Source organism: Arthrobacter sp. 49Tsu3.1M3, from assembly GCF_900168135.1.
Taxonomy (GTDB): domain Bacteria; phylum Actinomycetota; class Actinomycetes; order Actinomycetales; family Micrococcaceae; genus Arthrobacter.
This window is the reverse complement of sequence record NZ_FUZD01000001.1, coordinates 399,479-414,493: the sequence shown is the minus strand read 5'-3', so window position 1 is coordinate 414,493 and position 15,015 is coordinate 399,479. Positions and strand designations below refer to the sequence as shown.

Genomic DNA, 15,015 nt, shown 5'->3' with positions numbered 1-15,015 from the left:
TCAACAGCGGCGCCGGGTTCCATGGCGTCGGCTGTGGCACAAACGTTCACTGGGTTGGCCCTGCGAGGAGCTTTCTGATCTCGGCGAGCTTTGCCTCGGACTCTTCCAGGCTCAGGCGGAGCCCTTCGACCGTTGCGGTACCCGTGTCAGCCGCTTTGACCGGTGGTTCGGAGTCCTTCTTCTTGGGAGCGAGGAAGAAGTTGGCCAGGTAGCCGGTGAACGTGCCGAAGATGCCGACACCGACGACGATGATGCCTGTCCCGATCATGCGGCCCGCATCGGTGACCGGATATTGGTCACCGTATCCGACTGTCGAGATCGTGACGATCGTGTACCAGAGGGAGTCCGAGGCCGACGTGATATTGGCCCCCGGCGCGTTCTGCTCGACGCCGAGAACCGCGAGGCTCCCGAATTCCAGCACGAAAATGCCCATGATCAGCAGAATGTACAGGGAGCTGCCGGCCCGATCTTTGATCAGCGCGCGGCCGACCGTCTGGATGCCGACATCGCGGAGCAGGCGGTACACCCGGGCAAGCCGGAAGACGCGCAGGATCTTGAACTGCGCCAAAGGCACGCTGGCCAACAGGTCGGCCCAGCCGAAGTGCTTGAAGAAATAGGCGCCCGCCGATGGCGCAGTGAAGATCCGGAAGAGGAAGTCGGCGACGAAGATCATGCTGAACAGGGCGTTCATCGCCCTCAATACAGTGTCGAGCGACTCGTCCTGCGCCGCATACAAGAGTACGAGATTGACGATCGACAGGATCGAAAGGATACCGATGAAGATTTCGTATCCGATGCTCTTCAGTTCATTGCGTTCCTTGCTCATGTGAGGATTCTGGCACGCGGGCAGCGATGTGGCCGACACCTTTTGCCCAGGGTGCTGGAGCGAACAGAAGGGATCTGCGTGGAGTTCCGTACGGTGCCGCGGGCCCCAGTGAGGTCACGCCTGGTACGCGGAGGTCGCACTGCGGAAATCTATTGACACCCCGGTGTGATGACTGCCATATTTTCAAAGTACGCGCTATGTGCATCGTGTTGTGTAATACGCAATTCAACAGCAGGTCTGGGGCGTGCCCTCACCGTCAAGCACAGAACAAGAGCTTGGGGGGACGGGCAGACAACTTCGAGCCGCAACGGGTGGGCCAAAATTGGCGCCGTGTCCGTCGCCAAAGAGTCCCGCCAAAGAGTCCCTCGCGGACTCAGGAAAGGAACACAGGAATCATGGTTCACAAGGTAAAGGCGGTCATCGCCAAGGAAAAGAATGCCCGGGTCTCGGTGGAGAATATCCTCGTGCCGGATCCTGGACCCGGTGAGGCGCTCGTGGACATCCTGACCTGCGGCGTCTGCCACACTGACCTGCACTATAAGCAGGGCGGAATCACCGATGATTTCCCCATCCTGTTGGGCCATGAGGCCACCGGCGTGGTCAGCGCCGTCGGCCCGGACGTCACCGAGGTGGCGCCCGGGGATCGCGTGATCCTGAACTGGCGCGCGGTGTGTGGCGAGTGCCGGGCGTGTGCCAAGGGCCAGCCGCAGTACTGCTTCAACACTCACAATGCCACGCAGAAGATGACTCTCGAGGACGGCACGGAGCTCTCGCCGGCGCTCGGCATCGGCGCCTTCGCCGAGAAGACGTTGGTCGCGGCCGGGCAGTGCACCAAAGTTGACGAGGACGCCGATCCCGCCGCCGTCGGGCTGCTCGGCTGTGGTGTGATGGCGGGCATCGGCGCCGCCATCAACACCGGTGAGGTCAGACGCGGCGAATCCGTCGCCGTGATCGGCTGCGGCGGCGTGGGCATTGCCGCGATCGCCGGCGCGAAGCTGGCCGGTGCCACGACGATCATCGCGGTGGACATCGACGCCAACAAGGTGGAAATGGCCAGGTCCCTCGGCGCCACCCACGGCGTGGACTCCAGCAGGGAGGACCCGATCGAGGCCATCCGGGCGCTGACCGGAGGCAATGGTGCCGACGTCGTGATCGAGGCGGTGGGACGCCCCGAAACGTACAAGCAGGCGTTCTACGCCCGGGACCTCGCCGGCCGCGTGGTGCTGGTGGGCGTGCCGACGCCGGACATGTTGCTCGAGCTGCCGCTGCTGGACGTCTTTGGCCGCGGCGGGTCCCTGAAGTCGTCCTGGTACGGAGATTGCCTGCCGTCCCGGGACTTCCCGATGCTGGTGGCGCACTACAAGCTCGGCAATCTGGACCTGGACGCCTTCGTCACCGAACGCATCACCATCGACCAGGTGGAAGAGGCCTTCGGCAAGATGCACGAGGGCAAGGTCCTGCGCTCCGTGGTTGAAATCCGGCCGGCCGCGGATCTCGCGGCAGCGGCGGAGTCCGCATGAGCGTCACCATCGAGAACCTGGTGACGTCGGGAACGTTTTCGCTCGACGGCGGAACCTGGGACGTGGACAACAACGTCTGGATCGTCGGTGACCGCGAAGAATGCGTGATTATCGACTCCCCGCACGACGCAGCCGCAATCATCGACCAGGTCCGCGGCCGGAAGGTCCTCGCCATCCTGCTTACCCATGCGCACAACGACCACATCGGCGCGGCCCGCGAGGTGGCAGCGGCGGTGAATGCCCCCATCCACCTGCACCCCGATGACCTGATGCTCTGGGAACAGGTTTATCCCGGCACCACGCCGGACCGGGAGCTTGCCGATGGCGAGGTCTTCCGGGTCGGAGGCGCGACACTGAGGGCCATCCACACCCCCGGCCACTCACCCGGATCCACCTGCTTCCTGCTGGCGGGGGAGGGAACGGTGTTCACCGGCGACACGCTGTTCAACCGGGGCCCGGGGGCGACCGGCAGGTCCTACAGCGACTACCCGACCATCCTCGCCTCGATCCGGGAACGGCTGCTGACGCTCCCTCCCGAAACCGTGGTCCGCACCGGGCACGGCGACAGCACCACGATCGGGGCGGAGCGGGAGACGCTGGCCAAGGTGACGCTGCGAAATTAGGCAGGCAGCCGGCGCCCGTCGCGGACATCAACGAGGACGAGCTGGAGGTCCACAAACCGAAGAAGCAAGCAGCCGGCGTCAAGGCGGTGATGGTAGCGCTGGAGCGCGCCGTGGCCCAGGCCGGGGTAGCCCGGACGGCCCACTCGCTGCTGCGGCTGAACCAACGCGGCGGGTTCGACTGCCCGGGTTGCGCGTGGCCGGAATCGGACAAGAAGCGCAAAACAGCCGAGTTCTGCGAGAACGGGGCCAAGGCGGTGGCGGAGGAGAACACCCTGCGCACGGTCGGGGCGGAGTTCTGGGCCCGGCATTCCATCGCCGAGCTGGCGGGGAAGACCGAGTACTGGCTGGGTAACCAGGGCCGGCTCAGCGAACCGGTGGTGATCCGCGCTGGGGAGACGCACTATTCGCCGATCTCCTGGGCCGAGGCCTTCGACCTGATCGGCGAACACGTCCGGGCCAGCACGCCTGACCGCTGTGTCTTCTACACCTCCGGCCGCACGGCCAACGAGACCGCGTTCATGTACCAGCTCTTTGCCCGGGCCCTGGGTACCAACAACCTGCCGGACTGCTCCAACATGTGCCATGAGTCCTCGGGCTCGGCGCTTAACCCCACCATCGGCATCGGCAAGGGCACCGTGTCCCTGGACGACATCCATGACGCGGAGCTCATCTTCGTCGTCGGGCAGAACCCCGGCACCAACCATCCCCGGATGCTGTCGGCGCTGAAGGAATGCAAGGACAACGGCGGGAAGGTGGTGGCGGTGAATCCGCTGCCCGAGGCCGGGCTGTTCAACTTCAAAGACCCCCAGACCTTCTCCGGAGTGGTGGGCGGCGGCACGCCGCTGGCCGACGAGTACCTGCAGATCAAGGTGGGCGGGGACCTGGCGCTGTTCCAGGCCCTGGGCCACCTGCTGCTGGCCGAAGAAGAGCGGGCACCCGGCACCGTCGTCGACCGGACTTTCGTCGAGGCGCAGACGGACGGCTTCGACGCCTACCGCGACGCCCGCCGGGAGCTGGACTGGGACGAGACCGAGAAAGCCACCGGCCTGGCCCGGGCCCAGATCGAGGAGGTCGCCGGCATGCTCATCCGGTCCAAGGCCACGATCTTCTGCTGGGCCCTCGGGGTCACGCAGCAGCCGCACCCCGTGGACACCATCAAGGAAATGGTCAACGTCCTGCTCCTGCAGGGCAACTTCGGCAAGCCCGGCGCCGGCGCCTGCCCGGTCCGCGGGCACTCCAACGTCCAGGGCGACCGGACCATGGGCATCTGGGAGAAGCCCAAGGAGTGGCTGCTCGAAGCCCTGGACAAGGAATTCGGGATCACGTCTCCGCGCGCTCACGGCTTTGATGCAGTGGAGGCCATGGAGGCTTTTGAGCGGAACGAGGTGGATGTGTTTGTGTCCATGGGCGGCAACTTCTCCCTCGCCTGCTCGGACACAGAGACGCTGGAGGCCGGGATGCAGCGGATCGGCCTGACGGTGCACATCTCTACCAAGCCGAATCGTTCCCATGTGGTGCACGGGCGCACCTCGCTCGTCCTGCCCACACTGGGCCGGACGGACAAGGACGACAAACACCCCAAGGGCGCCCAGTTCCTCTCCGTGGAGGACTCCATGTCCGTGGTCCACTCGACGCAGGGCCGGCTGACGCCCGTCTCCGAGCACCTCCTCGCCGAGCCGGTGATCATCGCCCGGATGGCCGACGCCACGTTCGGCGAGGGCCATCCGGTCAACTGGAAGGCCATGGCCGGGGACTACGACGTGGTCCGGGACCACATCTCCCGTGTCATTCCGGGCTTCGAGGACTTCAACGCCCGGATCCGGACCAGGAACGGCTTCGTGCTGCCCAACCCGCCGCGGGACACCCGGTCCTTCAAGACGGACATCGGCCGTGGCCGGTTCACGGTCAGCCCGCTGGAGTACCTGACTCCGCCGGACGGCCACCTGGTCTTGCAGACCATCCGCAGCCACGACCAGTACAACACCACGTTCTACGGCCTGGATGACCGGTACCGCGGAATCTCGGACGGACGCAGGGTGATCCTGGTCCATCCCGGGGACCTGGCCGAACTTGGCTTCCAGGACCGGGACCTGGTGGACGTGGTGAGCACGTTCCGGGGTCACGACCGGCAGGCGGACAAGTTCCGGCTCGTGGCCTACCCGACGGCCAAGGGCTGCGCCGCGGCGTACTTCCCGGAGGCCAATGCCCTGGTCCACAAGGAAAACGTGGCCCGCGAATCCAACACCCCCGGCTTCAAGGCCATGTTCGTCCGGCTCGTTCCGCACCCTGCGGAGCATTCCGAGGCGGCCGGCGTGCTTGGGGCGGCCACAGCGAGCTAGGCACCACGACGGAGTGGCCCCGCTTCCTGGTTGGAATCCAGCCAGGAAGCGGGGCCATTCTTTTAGGCCCTCTCTTTCGAAAGCGCCAGGCCGCCGGGTTGCTGACCTCGGCGTGTGTCTAACCGAGGAACGAGCGAGCACGCGTGAAAAGCCGGGGATTGCCGGTCTCCAGCCGGCAACCCCCGGTTCGCGTCAGCCGCGCAGCCGCTCCATGCCGGGATCGAACAGCGGCTCGGCCGTGACAGTCGCGGCGATGCGCTTGCCGAAGTACTCGACCTCCACGGCGTCGCCCTCGGTCACCGAGGCAGGCAGCCAGGCATAGGCGAGGGGCTTGCGGACCGAGTAGCCGTAGGCGGCGCTGGTGACATAGCCGGCGGCCTGGCCGTTGACGTACACCGGTTCCTTGCCCAGGACCACTGACGTGCCGTCGTCCACGGTCAGGCACCGCAGCGCCCTGGTGGCCGGCTGTTCCCTGCGTGCGGCCAGCGCCTCGCAGCCCACAAAGCCTTCCTTGTCCTTGGCGATCGAGAAGCCCAGTCCGGCCTCGTAGGGGTGGTGCTGGGAGGTCATGTCCGTGCCCCACAGCCGGTAGCCCTTCTCGAGCCGCATGCTGTTGAATGCCCCCCGCCCGGCGGCGATGATGCCGTGTTCCTGTCCGGCCTCGAAGAGGAGGTCCCAGAGCTTCAGCCCGTAGTCCGCTGTGGTGTAGAGCTCCCAGCCGAGCTCGCCCACGTAGGAGAGCCGCAGGGCCGTGACAGGAATGCCGCCCACCGAGATGTCCTTGGTCCGGAAGTATTTCAGGCCGTCGTTGCTGAGGTCGTCCCCGCTGAGCTTGCCGATGACTTCACGGGCCAGCGGCCCCCAGAGCCCGATGCAGCAGGTGCTGCCGGTGACGTCGGAAACGTGCACCCACCGGGCGGGATCCGCGGCCGACTGCTTCCTGGCCTCGACGCGGAGGTAGTCGAAGTCCACGTTGCTGTTCACGCCCAGCTGGAACTCTTCCTCCGCGAGCCGGGCGACCGTCACGTCGCTGCGGATGCCGCCGTCGTCCGCCAGCAGGAGGCAGTACGTCACGGCACCCGGCTTCTTCGCGATGTTGCCGGTGCTCAGCCGCTGCAGCAGTGGCAGCGCCCCGGGCCCAGTGACCGCCAGCCGCTTCAGCGGCGTCATGTCATAAAGGCCGACGGCGGTACGCGTCTTCCACGCTTCGGCCGCCGAGATGGGGGAGTGGAACATGGCGGACCACTCGTCCCGCTCTGGTGCCTGCCACTGCGGCGGCAGCTCTTCGAGCAGGCCGCGGTTGGCCTCGAACCAATGCGGGCGCTCCCAGCCAGCGGACTCTAGGAAGAACGCGCCGAGCTCCTTCTGACGGACGTTGAAAGGGCTGACGCGCAGGTCACGCGGGGATTCCTTGGGCTGCAGCGGGTGCAGGACGTCGTAAATTTCCACGAAGTTCTGCTGGGACGTTTCGCTGACGTAGTGGTCACTGGTCTGGACCTTCTCGAAGCGCGTGAGCTCGCAGCCGTGCAGGTCGGTGCGGGACTGGCCCTCGATGAGCAGCTCCGCCATGGCCCTGGCCACGCCGGCTGAGTGGGTGACCCAGACTGCCTCGGCCACGAAGAAGCCGTCGACGTCGGGGGACTCGCCCATCAGCGGGCCGCCGTCGGGAGTGAAAGAGAAGATCCCGTTGAAGCCGTCGTCGATCTGGGCCCCGTGCAGGGCCGGGAGGAGTTCCTTGCTGTCTTCCCAGGCGGGCAGGAAATCCTCCATCGTGAAGTCCAGGCGGGAGGGCATGCGGTGATCGGACATCTCCTCCGCGCCAACGCTGGGCAGCTGTGCCATGTCCACGGGCATCGGCCGGTGCGCGTAGCTGCCGATGCCGATCCGGTCGCCGTGCTCGCGGTAGTAGAGGTCCTTGTCCTGGAAGCGCAGGATGGGCAGGCGGGCGCCGTTGGGAAGTTCGTTCCGGCCCTTCAGCTCCGGAAGTGGCGTGGTCTTCACGTACTGGTGCGCCAGCGGCAGCAGAGGCACCTTCAGGCCAACCATCTTGCCGATCTCGCGGCCCCAGAACCCGGCGCAGGACACCACAAGGTCCGCAGGGATCATGCCGTCGGCCGTTTCGACGCCGGTGACCCTGCCCGAGGTCTGATGGATGCCCGTCACGGTGGCGGAGCCGAGGTAGGTCACGCCGGCTTGCCGGGTGCGGCTGATCAGCAGCTGGACGGCGCGGGCCGCGGAGGCCAGGCCGTCCGTGGGGACGTAGAGGCCGCCGAGGACCTCGTTGCCGTTCGCCAGCGCCCCGGTGGTCAGGAGCGGGTAGTGTTTCCCGCACTCGTCGGGGTCGATGATCCGGCCTTCGATGCCCCAGGAGGTGGCGTACCCCAGCTTGCGCCTGAGGTCCTGTAGCCGCGCCCCGGTGGTGGCAAGCTCAAGGCCGCCGAGCTGGTTGAAGCAAGACACCCCGTCGGCGCTGAGGGAGAGCAGCTTGTCCACCGTGTAGCTGGCAAATTCCGTCATGGTCTTGGACGGGTTGGTCTGGAAGACCAGGCCGGGGGCGTGCGAGGTGGAACCGCCGGCCAGTTCCAGCGGGCCCTGTTCGACGACCGTGATGTTGTTCCAGCCCCGGCTGGCGAGTTCGTCCGCGAGGTTGGTGCCGACAATGCCGGCGCCGATGATGACAACGCGTGGTGATGCGCTCATAAGGTGTTCTCCTGGTTTCGCGTTAGCGGAATACGACAGTGCGGGTGTTGTTGAGCAGGACGCGGTGCTGGCAATGCCACTTCACAGCCCGGGACAGGGCCTGTGATTCGGCGTCCCGGCCAATCGTCACCAGGGCGTCCGCATCCAGGCTGTGGTCCACCCGGAAGACCTCCTGCTCGATGATGGGTCCCTCATCCAGGTCAGGCGTCACGTAGTGCGCCGTGGCCCCGATGAGTTTCACGCCGCGGTCATAGGCCTGGTGGTACGGCTTCGCGCCCTTGAAGCCGGGCAGGAAGGAATGGTGGATGTTGATGGCCCGGCCGCGCAGGTTTGCGCACAGATCGTTGGACAGCACCTGCATGTAGCGCGCCAGTACCACCAGGTCGGCGTCGTACCCGGCTACGAGTTCCAGCAGCCGCGCCTCGGCTTCCGGTTTGGTGCCGGGGGTCACCGGAACATGGATGAACGGGAGCCCGGCGTTTTCGGCCATAGCGCGAAGGTCCTCATGGTTGGAAACCACGACGGCGATCTCCGCACCCAGGCTGCCCGCGCGCCACCGGTAGATCAGGTCGTTCAGGCAGTGGCCGAATTTGGAGACCATGACCAGGAGGCGCTGCGGCCGGCCGTCGTGGAAGGTGAAATCCATGCCAAACTCGGCGGCCGTTGCCGCGAAGCCGTCCGTGAGCCTCTCCGCGGTGGAAACCCGGTGGTCGAGACCGTCGAAACCGGGGTCCCGCCGGGCACGATCTCCGTGACCGGAACCGCCGCCGCTAAAGGCCGTGCGCAGGAAGAGGTTCCCGCTGACGTGGTCATCGAACTGCTGATGCTCCACGATGTCGAAGCCGCGGTCGGCCAGGAAGCAGGTGACCGCCCGGACGATGCCTGGCCTTTCCGGACAGGCCAGGGTGAGGACAAATTCTGCCGTGCGCGTCCCGGGTGCCGGGCGAGCGGCAGCGGCCTCGGATGTCACGGGGTCAATGGCGCCGGCGTGGCGGCTTTCAAGAATTGAGGTCACGATTGACTCCTGGTTGGTGTCGACTAGTTGGTGGCGCCGGTGGGGTTGCTGCTCTTGGCCTCGTTGTCTTTGGCGTCGCCCGGGCAGCGCGTGCCCTCGGCACAGCGTCCGTCGCATTCATGTTTGGTCACCAGCTCGAACTGCACGCCTCCGTGCTGTTCCACGCCGGTACGGATGGCGCGTTCGACGACGGTGGTGGCGAGCCGCTGCCGCAAGGCCAGCGGATCGCGGCGCAGGTCCCGGGCCAGCGCGACGCATAGCAGCAACATGACCACTACGAAGGGCAGGGCGGCTACGATCGTGATGCGTTGCAGGCCGGACAACGCCTCGGACGGTTCGTCTCCGCCGGCAAGGAGCATCACGGCGGCCACTCCGCCGGTCAGCAAACCCCAGAAGATCACGAGCCCGCGGCGCGGTTCGCTGGATCCGTTGGAACTCAGGGAGGCCATGATGATGGAGGCTGAGTCTGCTCCGGTGATGAAGAAGATTGCCACCAGGACCATGGCCAGGACGATGACTGCAGTGGTGGCCCAGGCGGGCATGTTCAGGTTCTTGATCAAGTCGAACAGGGCGCCGTCGAAGGATATGGAGGGTGCGCCGTCGACCATTTTGACGAGGCCGTCGGTGGGGTCCTGCGTCTTGTCGGCCTGCTGCTGGATGCCAAAGGCGGTGCCGCCGAAGATGCCGAACCAGATCACGCTGACAATGCTCGGTACCAGCAGTACCCCGGTGACAAACTGCCGGATGGTGCGGCCCCGGCTGATGCGGGCGATGAACATGCCCACGAACGGCGTCCAGGACAGCCACCAGGCCCAGTAGAAGATGGTCCAGCTGGACATCCAGCTCCGCAGTGCCTCGTCTCCCACGGCTTCGGTCCGGGAGGACATTTCCGCCAGGTCCCTGGCGTAGTCTCCCACCGCGGCGGGAATCAGGTTGAGGATGAAGAGGGTGGGGCCAGCAACAAAGACGATGAGTGCCAGGACGACGGCCAGGACCATGTTGATGTTGGAAAGCCACTGGATGCCGCGGCTGATGCCGGATACCGCGGAGGCCACGAAGCAGGAAGTCAGGATGGCGACGATCACCACGAGCACGGGGGTACCGATTTCCCCGACCCAGCCGTTGGATGTCAGTCCGCTGCCGATCTGGAGGGCGCCGAGGCCCAACGAGGCAGCGGTACCGAACAGCGTGGCGAAGATGGCCAGGATGTTGATGAACTTGCCGACTGGCCCTTCAACCATCCTGATGCCAAAGAGTGAGGTGAAGGCCGCGGAGATGAGTTGCCTGCGGCCCAGGCGGTAGGTGCCGTAGGCCATGGCGATGCCCACCACTGCGTACATCGCCCACGGGTGCAGGGTCCAATGGAAGATAGAGGTGGCCATGGCGGTCTGGATGGCTGCGGGGGTTCGTCCGTCCACGGTTCCGGGCGGCGGCGAAATGTAGTGGTAGAGCGGCTCAGCCACGCCATAGAACATGAGCCCGATGCCCATGCCGGCGGCAAACATCATGGCCACCCAGGAGATGGTGCGGAATTCGGGTTTTTCGCCGTCCTTGCCCAGCGGGATGTTGCCGAACTTGCCGAGCGCCAGCCACAGGACGAAGACCACGAAGAGAGAAGCCAACACCATGAAGAGCCAGCCGGTGTATTCCATGACCCAGTCAAGAACGCCCTGTGACGTGGCAGAGAGGCTGTCCCTCCCGAGGAATCCCCACATCACGAAGGCGATGGCGCATGCTCCCGTGATCCCGAAGGTGACCTTGTCCAGGGTGAGCTTGCGGTTGCGGCGTTCCGTCACGGCCCGCTCTGTCTTGCTCTGACGCAGTTCCTGCAGGAGCTCGTCATAGTTTTCAGAGTCCGGGACGGATGCGGAAGGGCGGGGGGCGGTTGGGGGACGGTCCGGAGCGTTGGTGCCGGTGTCCGCGTCGATGTCACTGTCTATGCCGATATCACTGTTCAATGCCATGAGGAAGTCCTTTGCTCGGATTCATGGGCTGGTGCTAGATGTGGCCATCCACTGTCAGGCCTGGAGGGAGGTTGGGAACCTCGTCGGATTCGGTGATCATGATGTCGCCGTCAATCACGCTGACCTCGTGTCGGCGGACTGGCAGCTTGGCCGGCGGGGCGTCCACGCCGCCCGTGCGCAAATTGAACCTGGAGGCGTGCAGCGGGCATTCAACCCAGCAGTCCTCCACCCAGCCGTCGGCCAGGGAGGCGTCCTGGTGCGTGCACGTGTCGTCGAGGGCAAAAAGCTCGCCGTCTTCCGTGTGGAACACCGCGATGGGCGGTGACGTGTTCAGGCGGAGCGCTTCCCCGGGTGCCAGTTCGCTGAGCGGGCATGCCTTGTGCATGGAGGGACCTCTTCTTCGGTCGGGATCCTTGGCTGTGCAACTGCTACTGGTGGAGTTCCGTAGTGAACAACAGCAATCGCAATAAGCAACAGAGTGCGATAGCTCACAATGCTTGTCAAGACTTTTCCTGTCTATTGCGGACCCGCGTCTTCTCAGCAGGAACACCCTTGACAGTGCCCATGGCATAGCTCACGCTGTTGCATATAGCGATTGTTGTTGCGTCACAAGCAATTGAAAGGAGGCGCCGAAGTGCAGACACTTGCGATTGTGGGAGCTTCCCTGGCAGGTCTTTCGGCCGCCCGGGCAGCCCGCGCCCAAGGCTTCGGCGGACGGTTGGTCATCATTGGCGATGAGCCGCACCGTCCGTATGACCGGCCGCCGCTGTCCAAGGACTTCCTGCTCGGTAGTGTCACGGCGGAGGACTTGTTCCTGGAGGCCGACGCCGACGAGCTCCAGGCTGAATGGGTGCTGGGCACCGAGGCCGTGTCCCTGGAAGGTTCCTCGCGGACCATCCTCCTTAACAACGGCCGCACCGTGCAGGCGGACGGCGTTGTCATTGCCACCGGCGCGAGGGCCAGGCAGCTGCCCATCCTGGCTGGACTAAGCAACGTTTTCACCCTGCGCACCCTCGCGGACGCGCAGAGCCTGGCGCCCGAGCTGGTGCCCGGGAGCAGGATGGCCGTGATAGGTGCCGGTTTCATCGGCGCGGAGGTTGCCTCGGCTGCCGCATCGCGAGGCATGGAAGTCACCATGATCGACACCAAGCCGGTCCCGTTCGCCGCCCAGCTCGGTGCGGAGATGGGAGGCGTGGTGGCGGGGCTTCACGCCGCCAACGGCGTGGAACTCATTTCCTCCGCCGTAATCGAGGACTTCTACAGCGGCGAAGGCAACGTCACGGGACTCCGGCTGGCCGGCGGACGCTACGTGGGCGCCGACGTCGTGGTGGTCGGCATTGGAGCCGAGCCAAACACGGAGTGGCTGGAGGGTTCCGGGCTGGAGCTTCGCGGCGGCGTCCTGTGCGACGGCATGGGCCGCACCGGGGTCCCCGGCATCACCGCCGTGGGGGACTGCGCCGCCTGGTTCGACCATGCAGCGGGCACGCACCGCCGGGTGGAGCACTGGACCGGCGCCCTGGAGCGTGCCGCACTGGCCGTAGAGGTGCTGCTGGACTCTGATGCCGCGCCGAGGCCGGCCAAACCGCACTATTTCTGGTCCGACCAGCACGGCGTCAAGCTGCAGTTCGCAGGCCACTGCGCCGGCTACGACCGGCTGGAGATCGAAGTCGGCGACGCCCTGACGCACAGCTGTCTTGCCGTGTACTACCGCGAGGACGTCCCGGTGGCGGTCCTCGGGATGAACCAGCCGCGGCTGTTCACCAAGTGGCGGCGCCTGCTCGCTGCACCCGCCCGGCCGCTGGGCCCACCCAGCGGGCAGGCTGCCTGCGCGGACGCCTCCGCACTGGTGGGCGCAGCCGCCGTGTCCTGACAACCGTGCCTGAAACGTGTCCCCAAATATCCCGTCCCTTCAAGTTCCAGCTTCGTTGATCTTTGTTCGTTAGGAGGACAAATTGTCTCTTGAGGTAAGCGCCCCGAGCCTGATCCCCACCCTGCCCGGTTACACCTACGTGGATGAGGCCGTATTCCGGGCCGAGCAGGAGCGGATCTTTGAGCAGATGTGGTTCTGCGCCGTCCGCTCCGCCGACCTGGACAAGGCCGGCGCATGGCGGACGGTCCAGGTCGGGCGGGAAAGCGTGCTGATCAGCCGCACCCGCAAGGGCGGAATCCGTGCCTTCTACAACATCTGCCGGCACCGGGGCGTCAAGCTGTGCATGGAAGAGCAGGGCGAAGCCGCACGCTCGTTCCAGTGCCCTTACCACGCCTGGACCTATGACTTTGAGGGAAAACTCATCGCGGCGCCCAACCTGACCAAAATGCCGGACATCGACCGGGACGAGTACGGCCTGGTGAAGGTCCATATCCGCGAATACCTGGGCTACGTCTGGGTGTGCCTGGCTGACGAGCCGCCGTCGTTCGAAGAAGAAGTAATGGGTGCCATCGAGGAACGGCTCGGCGACCTCAAGGCGATCGAAGGCTACGACGTGGCCAACCTCAGCCTGGGCCGCCGCATCCGCTATGACGTGAAGGCGAACTGGAAGCTCATTATCGAGAACTTCATGGAGTGCTACCACTGCGCCACCATCCACCCGGAGCTGACCGAGGTCCTGCCGGAATTCGCCGACGGCCTGGCTGCGCAGTACTTCGTGGGCCACGGCGCCGAGTTTGGCGAGGACGTCAAGGGTTTCACCATCGACGGCTCGGAAGGGCTGGACCTGATTCCGGGGGTGGGGGAGGACCAGGACCGCAGGTACTACGCCATCACCATCAAGCCCACAGTGTTCGTGAACCTGGTCCCGGACCACGTGATCATCCACCGCATGTTCCCCATGGCCGCGGACCACACGATCGTGGAGTGCGACTGGCTTTACGTGCCCAGCGTCGTGGAGAGCGGCAAGGACGTCAGCGCGTCCGTGGAGCTGTTCCACCGCGTCAACCAGCAGGACTTCGACGCCTGCGAACGGTGCCAGCCGGCCATGGGCTCGAAGGTCTACGCCAAGGGCGGCGTGCTGGTGCCGAGCGAACACCACATCGGCGCCTTCCATGACTGGGTCCAGGAAAAGGTCGGGGACGTTACCCCCGGCCATTGAGGCCTGCTTCCGATGGAGGACCCGCCGGAACCGTTGGTTTCGGCGGGTCCTCCGCTGTTAACGCCCGGTGTAGCCCATCTTCGCGCTGATCTGCAGCCCCGCCTGTTTCAGCGCATCGAGGAGTCCCGGCGCCGTCTCCGGATCAAAACGGAAGGCCGGCCCGGAAATGCTGACCGCACCGATCACGGCTCCCACATGGTTGTACACCGGCACGGACATCGAATTGAGCCCGATTTCGAACTCCTCCCGGACAACGCCGTAGCCGTCACGGGCGACGTCGATCAGCTGGCTTTCGAGCTTGTTCCTGTTGGTGATGGTCCGCGGCGTCCGGGCCGGAAGCCCGGTCTCCTTCAGGACGCGGTCCCGCTCGTCGGCGGACAGTGCAGCCAGCAGCACTTTTCCGCTGGAGGTCGCGTGGAGCGGTGTCAGGCTGCCCACCCAGTCGTAGGTGGCCAGCGTTGACGGGCCCATGGCCTGGTCCACGTTGACGGCGTAGTTGGAGCGCAGGACGGCCAGGTTCACCGTCTCCTTGAACTCCTCTGCCAGGCTTTCGAGTACGGGCCGGGCCTCGCGGACCAGGCTGAGCCGCCCGGGGATGGAGCTGGCCAGCCTCAGGATGCCGAAGCCCAGCTGGTACTTTCCGCGCTCACTGTTCTGGTGGACCATTTCCCGGCTCACCAGCGAACCCAGCAGCCGGGAGACTGTGGACTTGTGGATGCCCATCTCGTCGGCGATTTCGCTCACGCCCGCGTGGCCGTCCCGCGCCAGGATTTCCAGGACCATGAGCGCCCGGTCCACTGACTGGACACCGCCGTGCTGGCCCGACTCCGCATCGACGTCGGACTCGGGGTCATTTTTGGAAGCCATGATCCATACTCTCAAGTAGTTTCTGCGGCCTGCTTGCCCGCCACAAGGCCGCCAGTAGCGTCCTCTCGGTTA

General features: G+C 65.5%; 11 protein-coding genes. 5 read left to right on the top strand and 6 right to left on the bottom strand.

The features are described 5' to 3' along the window. Positions 1-46: 46 nt before the first annotated feature. Positions 47-826 carry an ion transporter gene (locus tag B5X90_RS02015; RefSeq protein ID WP_079549824.1) on the bottom strand — a complete coding sequence of 260 codons (780 nt, stop codon included), beginning with the start codon at positions 824-826 and terminating at the stop codon, positions 47-49. A gap of 395 nt (positions 827-1,221) precedes the next feature. Between B5X90_RS02015 and B5X90_RS02010 the strand changes: the two genes are divergently transcribed. The 3 genes from B5X90_RS02010 to B5X90_RS02000 are packed head-to-tail and all read left to right on the top strand — an operon-like array spanning position 1,222 to position 5,308. Further along, entirely contained in the window at positions 1,222-2,346 is a 1,125-nt protein-coding gene (locus B5X90_RS02010) for an S-(hydroxymethyl)mycothiol dehydrogenase (protein ID WP_079549823.1), read from the top strand. Then, positions 2,343-2,969, top strand: a complete 627-nt coding sequence (locus tag B5X90_RS02005) for an MBL fold metallo-hydrolase (protein ID WP_079549822.1) — start codon at positions 2,343-2,345, stop codon at positions 2,967-2,969. The genes B5X90_RS02010 and B5X90_RS02005 overlap by 4 nt, the downstream gene beginning before the upstream one ends. A 26-nt stretch (positions 2,970-2,995) precedes the next feature. Then, positions 2,996-5,308 (top strand): FdhF/YdeP family oxidoreductase, encoded by a 2,313-nt coding sequence (locus B5X90_RS02000; protein WP_079549821.1) that lies wholly within the window; start codon positions 2,996-2,998, stop codon positions 5,306-5,308. Positions 5,309-5,500: 192 nt separating this feature from the next. Here the strand turns inward: B5X90_RS02000 and B5X90_RS01995 are convergent, their stop codons facing one another. Genes B5X90_RS01995 through B5X90_RS01980 form a run of 4 tightly spaced genes read right to left on the bottom strand, consistent with a single transcriptional unit; the run spans position 5,501 to position 11,372 of the window. After that, positions 5,501-8,008 carry a GcvT family protein gene (locus B5X90_RS01995; protein ID WP_079549820.1) on the bottom strand — a complete coding sequence of 836 codons (2,508 nt, stop codon included), beginning with the start codon at positions 8,006-8,008 and terminating at the stop codon, positions 5,501-5,503. 22 nt (positions 8,009-8,030) lie between these two features. Continuing rightward, positions 8,031-9,023 carry a formyltetrahydrofolate deformylase gene (purU, locus tag B5X90_RS01990; RefSeq protein WP_372702864.1) on the bottom strand — a complete coding sequence of 331 codons (993 nt, stop codon included), beginning with the start codon at positions 9,021-9,023 and terminating at the stop codon, positions 8,031-8,033. A 23-nt stretch (positions 9,024-9,046) separates the two neighbouring features. Beyond that, positions 9,047-10,987 carry a BCCT family transporter gene (locus B5X90_RS01985; RefSeq protein WP_079549819.1) on the bottom strand — a complete coding sequence of 647 codons (1,941 nt, stop codon included), beginning with the start codon at positions 10,985-10,987 and terminating at the stop codon, positions 9,047-9,049. A 34-nt stretch (positions 10,988-11,021) separates the two neighbouring features. Then, on the bottom strand, positions 11,022-11,372 hold the full coding sequence (locus tag B5X90_RS01980) for a bifunctional 3-phenylpropionate/cinnamic acid dioxygenase ferredoxin subunit (RefSeq protein WP_018772696.1): 351 nt from the start codon (positions 11,370-11,372) through the stop codon (positions 11,022-11,024). A gap of 249 nt (positions 11,373-11,621) precedes the next feature. On the opposite strand from B5X90_RS01980, the gene B5X90_RS01975 reads away from it, so the two are divergent. Together B5X90_RS01975 and B5X90_RS01970 are read left to right on the top strand one after the other, a co-directional pair. Continuing rightward, positions 11,622-12,857, top strand: a complete 1,236-nt coding sequence (locus tag B5X90_RS01975) for an NAD(P)/FAD-dependent oxidoreductase (RefSeq protein ID WP_079549818.1) — start codon at positions 11,622-11,624, stop codon at positions 12,855-12,857. Between the two features lie 82 nt (positions 12,858-12,939). Then, positions 12,940-14,076, top strand: coding sequence for an aromatic ring-hydroxylating oxygenase subunit alpha (locus tag B5X90_RS01970; protein ID WP_079549817.1), 1,137 nt, complete (start codon positions 12,940-12,942; stop codon positions 14,074-14,076). A 57-nt stretch (positions 14,077-14,133) separates the two neighbouring features. Here the strand turns inward: B5X90_RS01970 and B5X90_RS01965 are convergent, their stop codons facing one another. Then, positions 14,134-14,943: an IclR family transcriptional regulator gene (locus B5X90_RS01965; RefSeq protein ID WP_079549816.1), complete on the bottom strand. Its 810-nt coding sequence runs from the start codon at positions 14,941-14,943 to the stop codon at positions 14,134-14,136. Positions 14,944-15,015: the final 72 nt, after the last annotated feature.

Coding starts and splice junctions, on each gene's coding strand:
- B5X90_RS01995 (WP_079549820.1), bottom strand. CDS start 8,008: ATGAGCGCATCACCACGCGTTGTCATCATCGGCGCCGGCATTGTCGGC.
- B5X90_RS02005 (WP_079549822.1), top strand. CDS start 2,343: ATGAGCGTCACCATCGAGAACCTGGTGACGTCGGGAACGTTTTCGCTC.
- B5X90_RS01985 (WP_079549819.1), bottom strand. CDS start 10,987: ATGGCATTGAACAGTGATATCGGCATAGACAGTGACATCGACGCGGAC.
- B5X90_RS02015 (WP_079549824.1), bottom strand. CDS start 826: ATGAGCAAGGAACGCAATGAACTGAAGAGCATCGGATACGAAATCTTC.
- B5X90_RS01980 (WP_018772696.1), bottom strand. CDS start 11,372: ATGCACAAGGCATGCCCGCTCAGCGAACTGGCACCCGGGGAAGCGCTC.
- B5X90_RS02010 (WP_079549823.1), top strand. CDS start 1,222: ATGGTTCACAAGGTAAAGGCGGTCATCGCCAAGGAAAAGAATGCCCGG.
- B5X90_RS01965 (WP_079549816.1), bottom strand. CDS start 14,943: ATGGCTTCCAAAAATGACCCCGAGTCCGACGTCGATGCGGAGTCGGGC.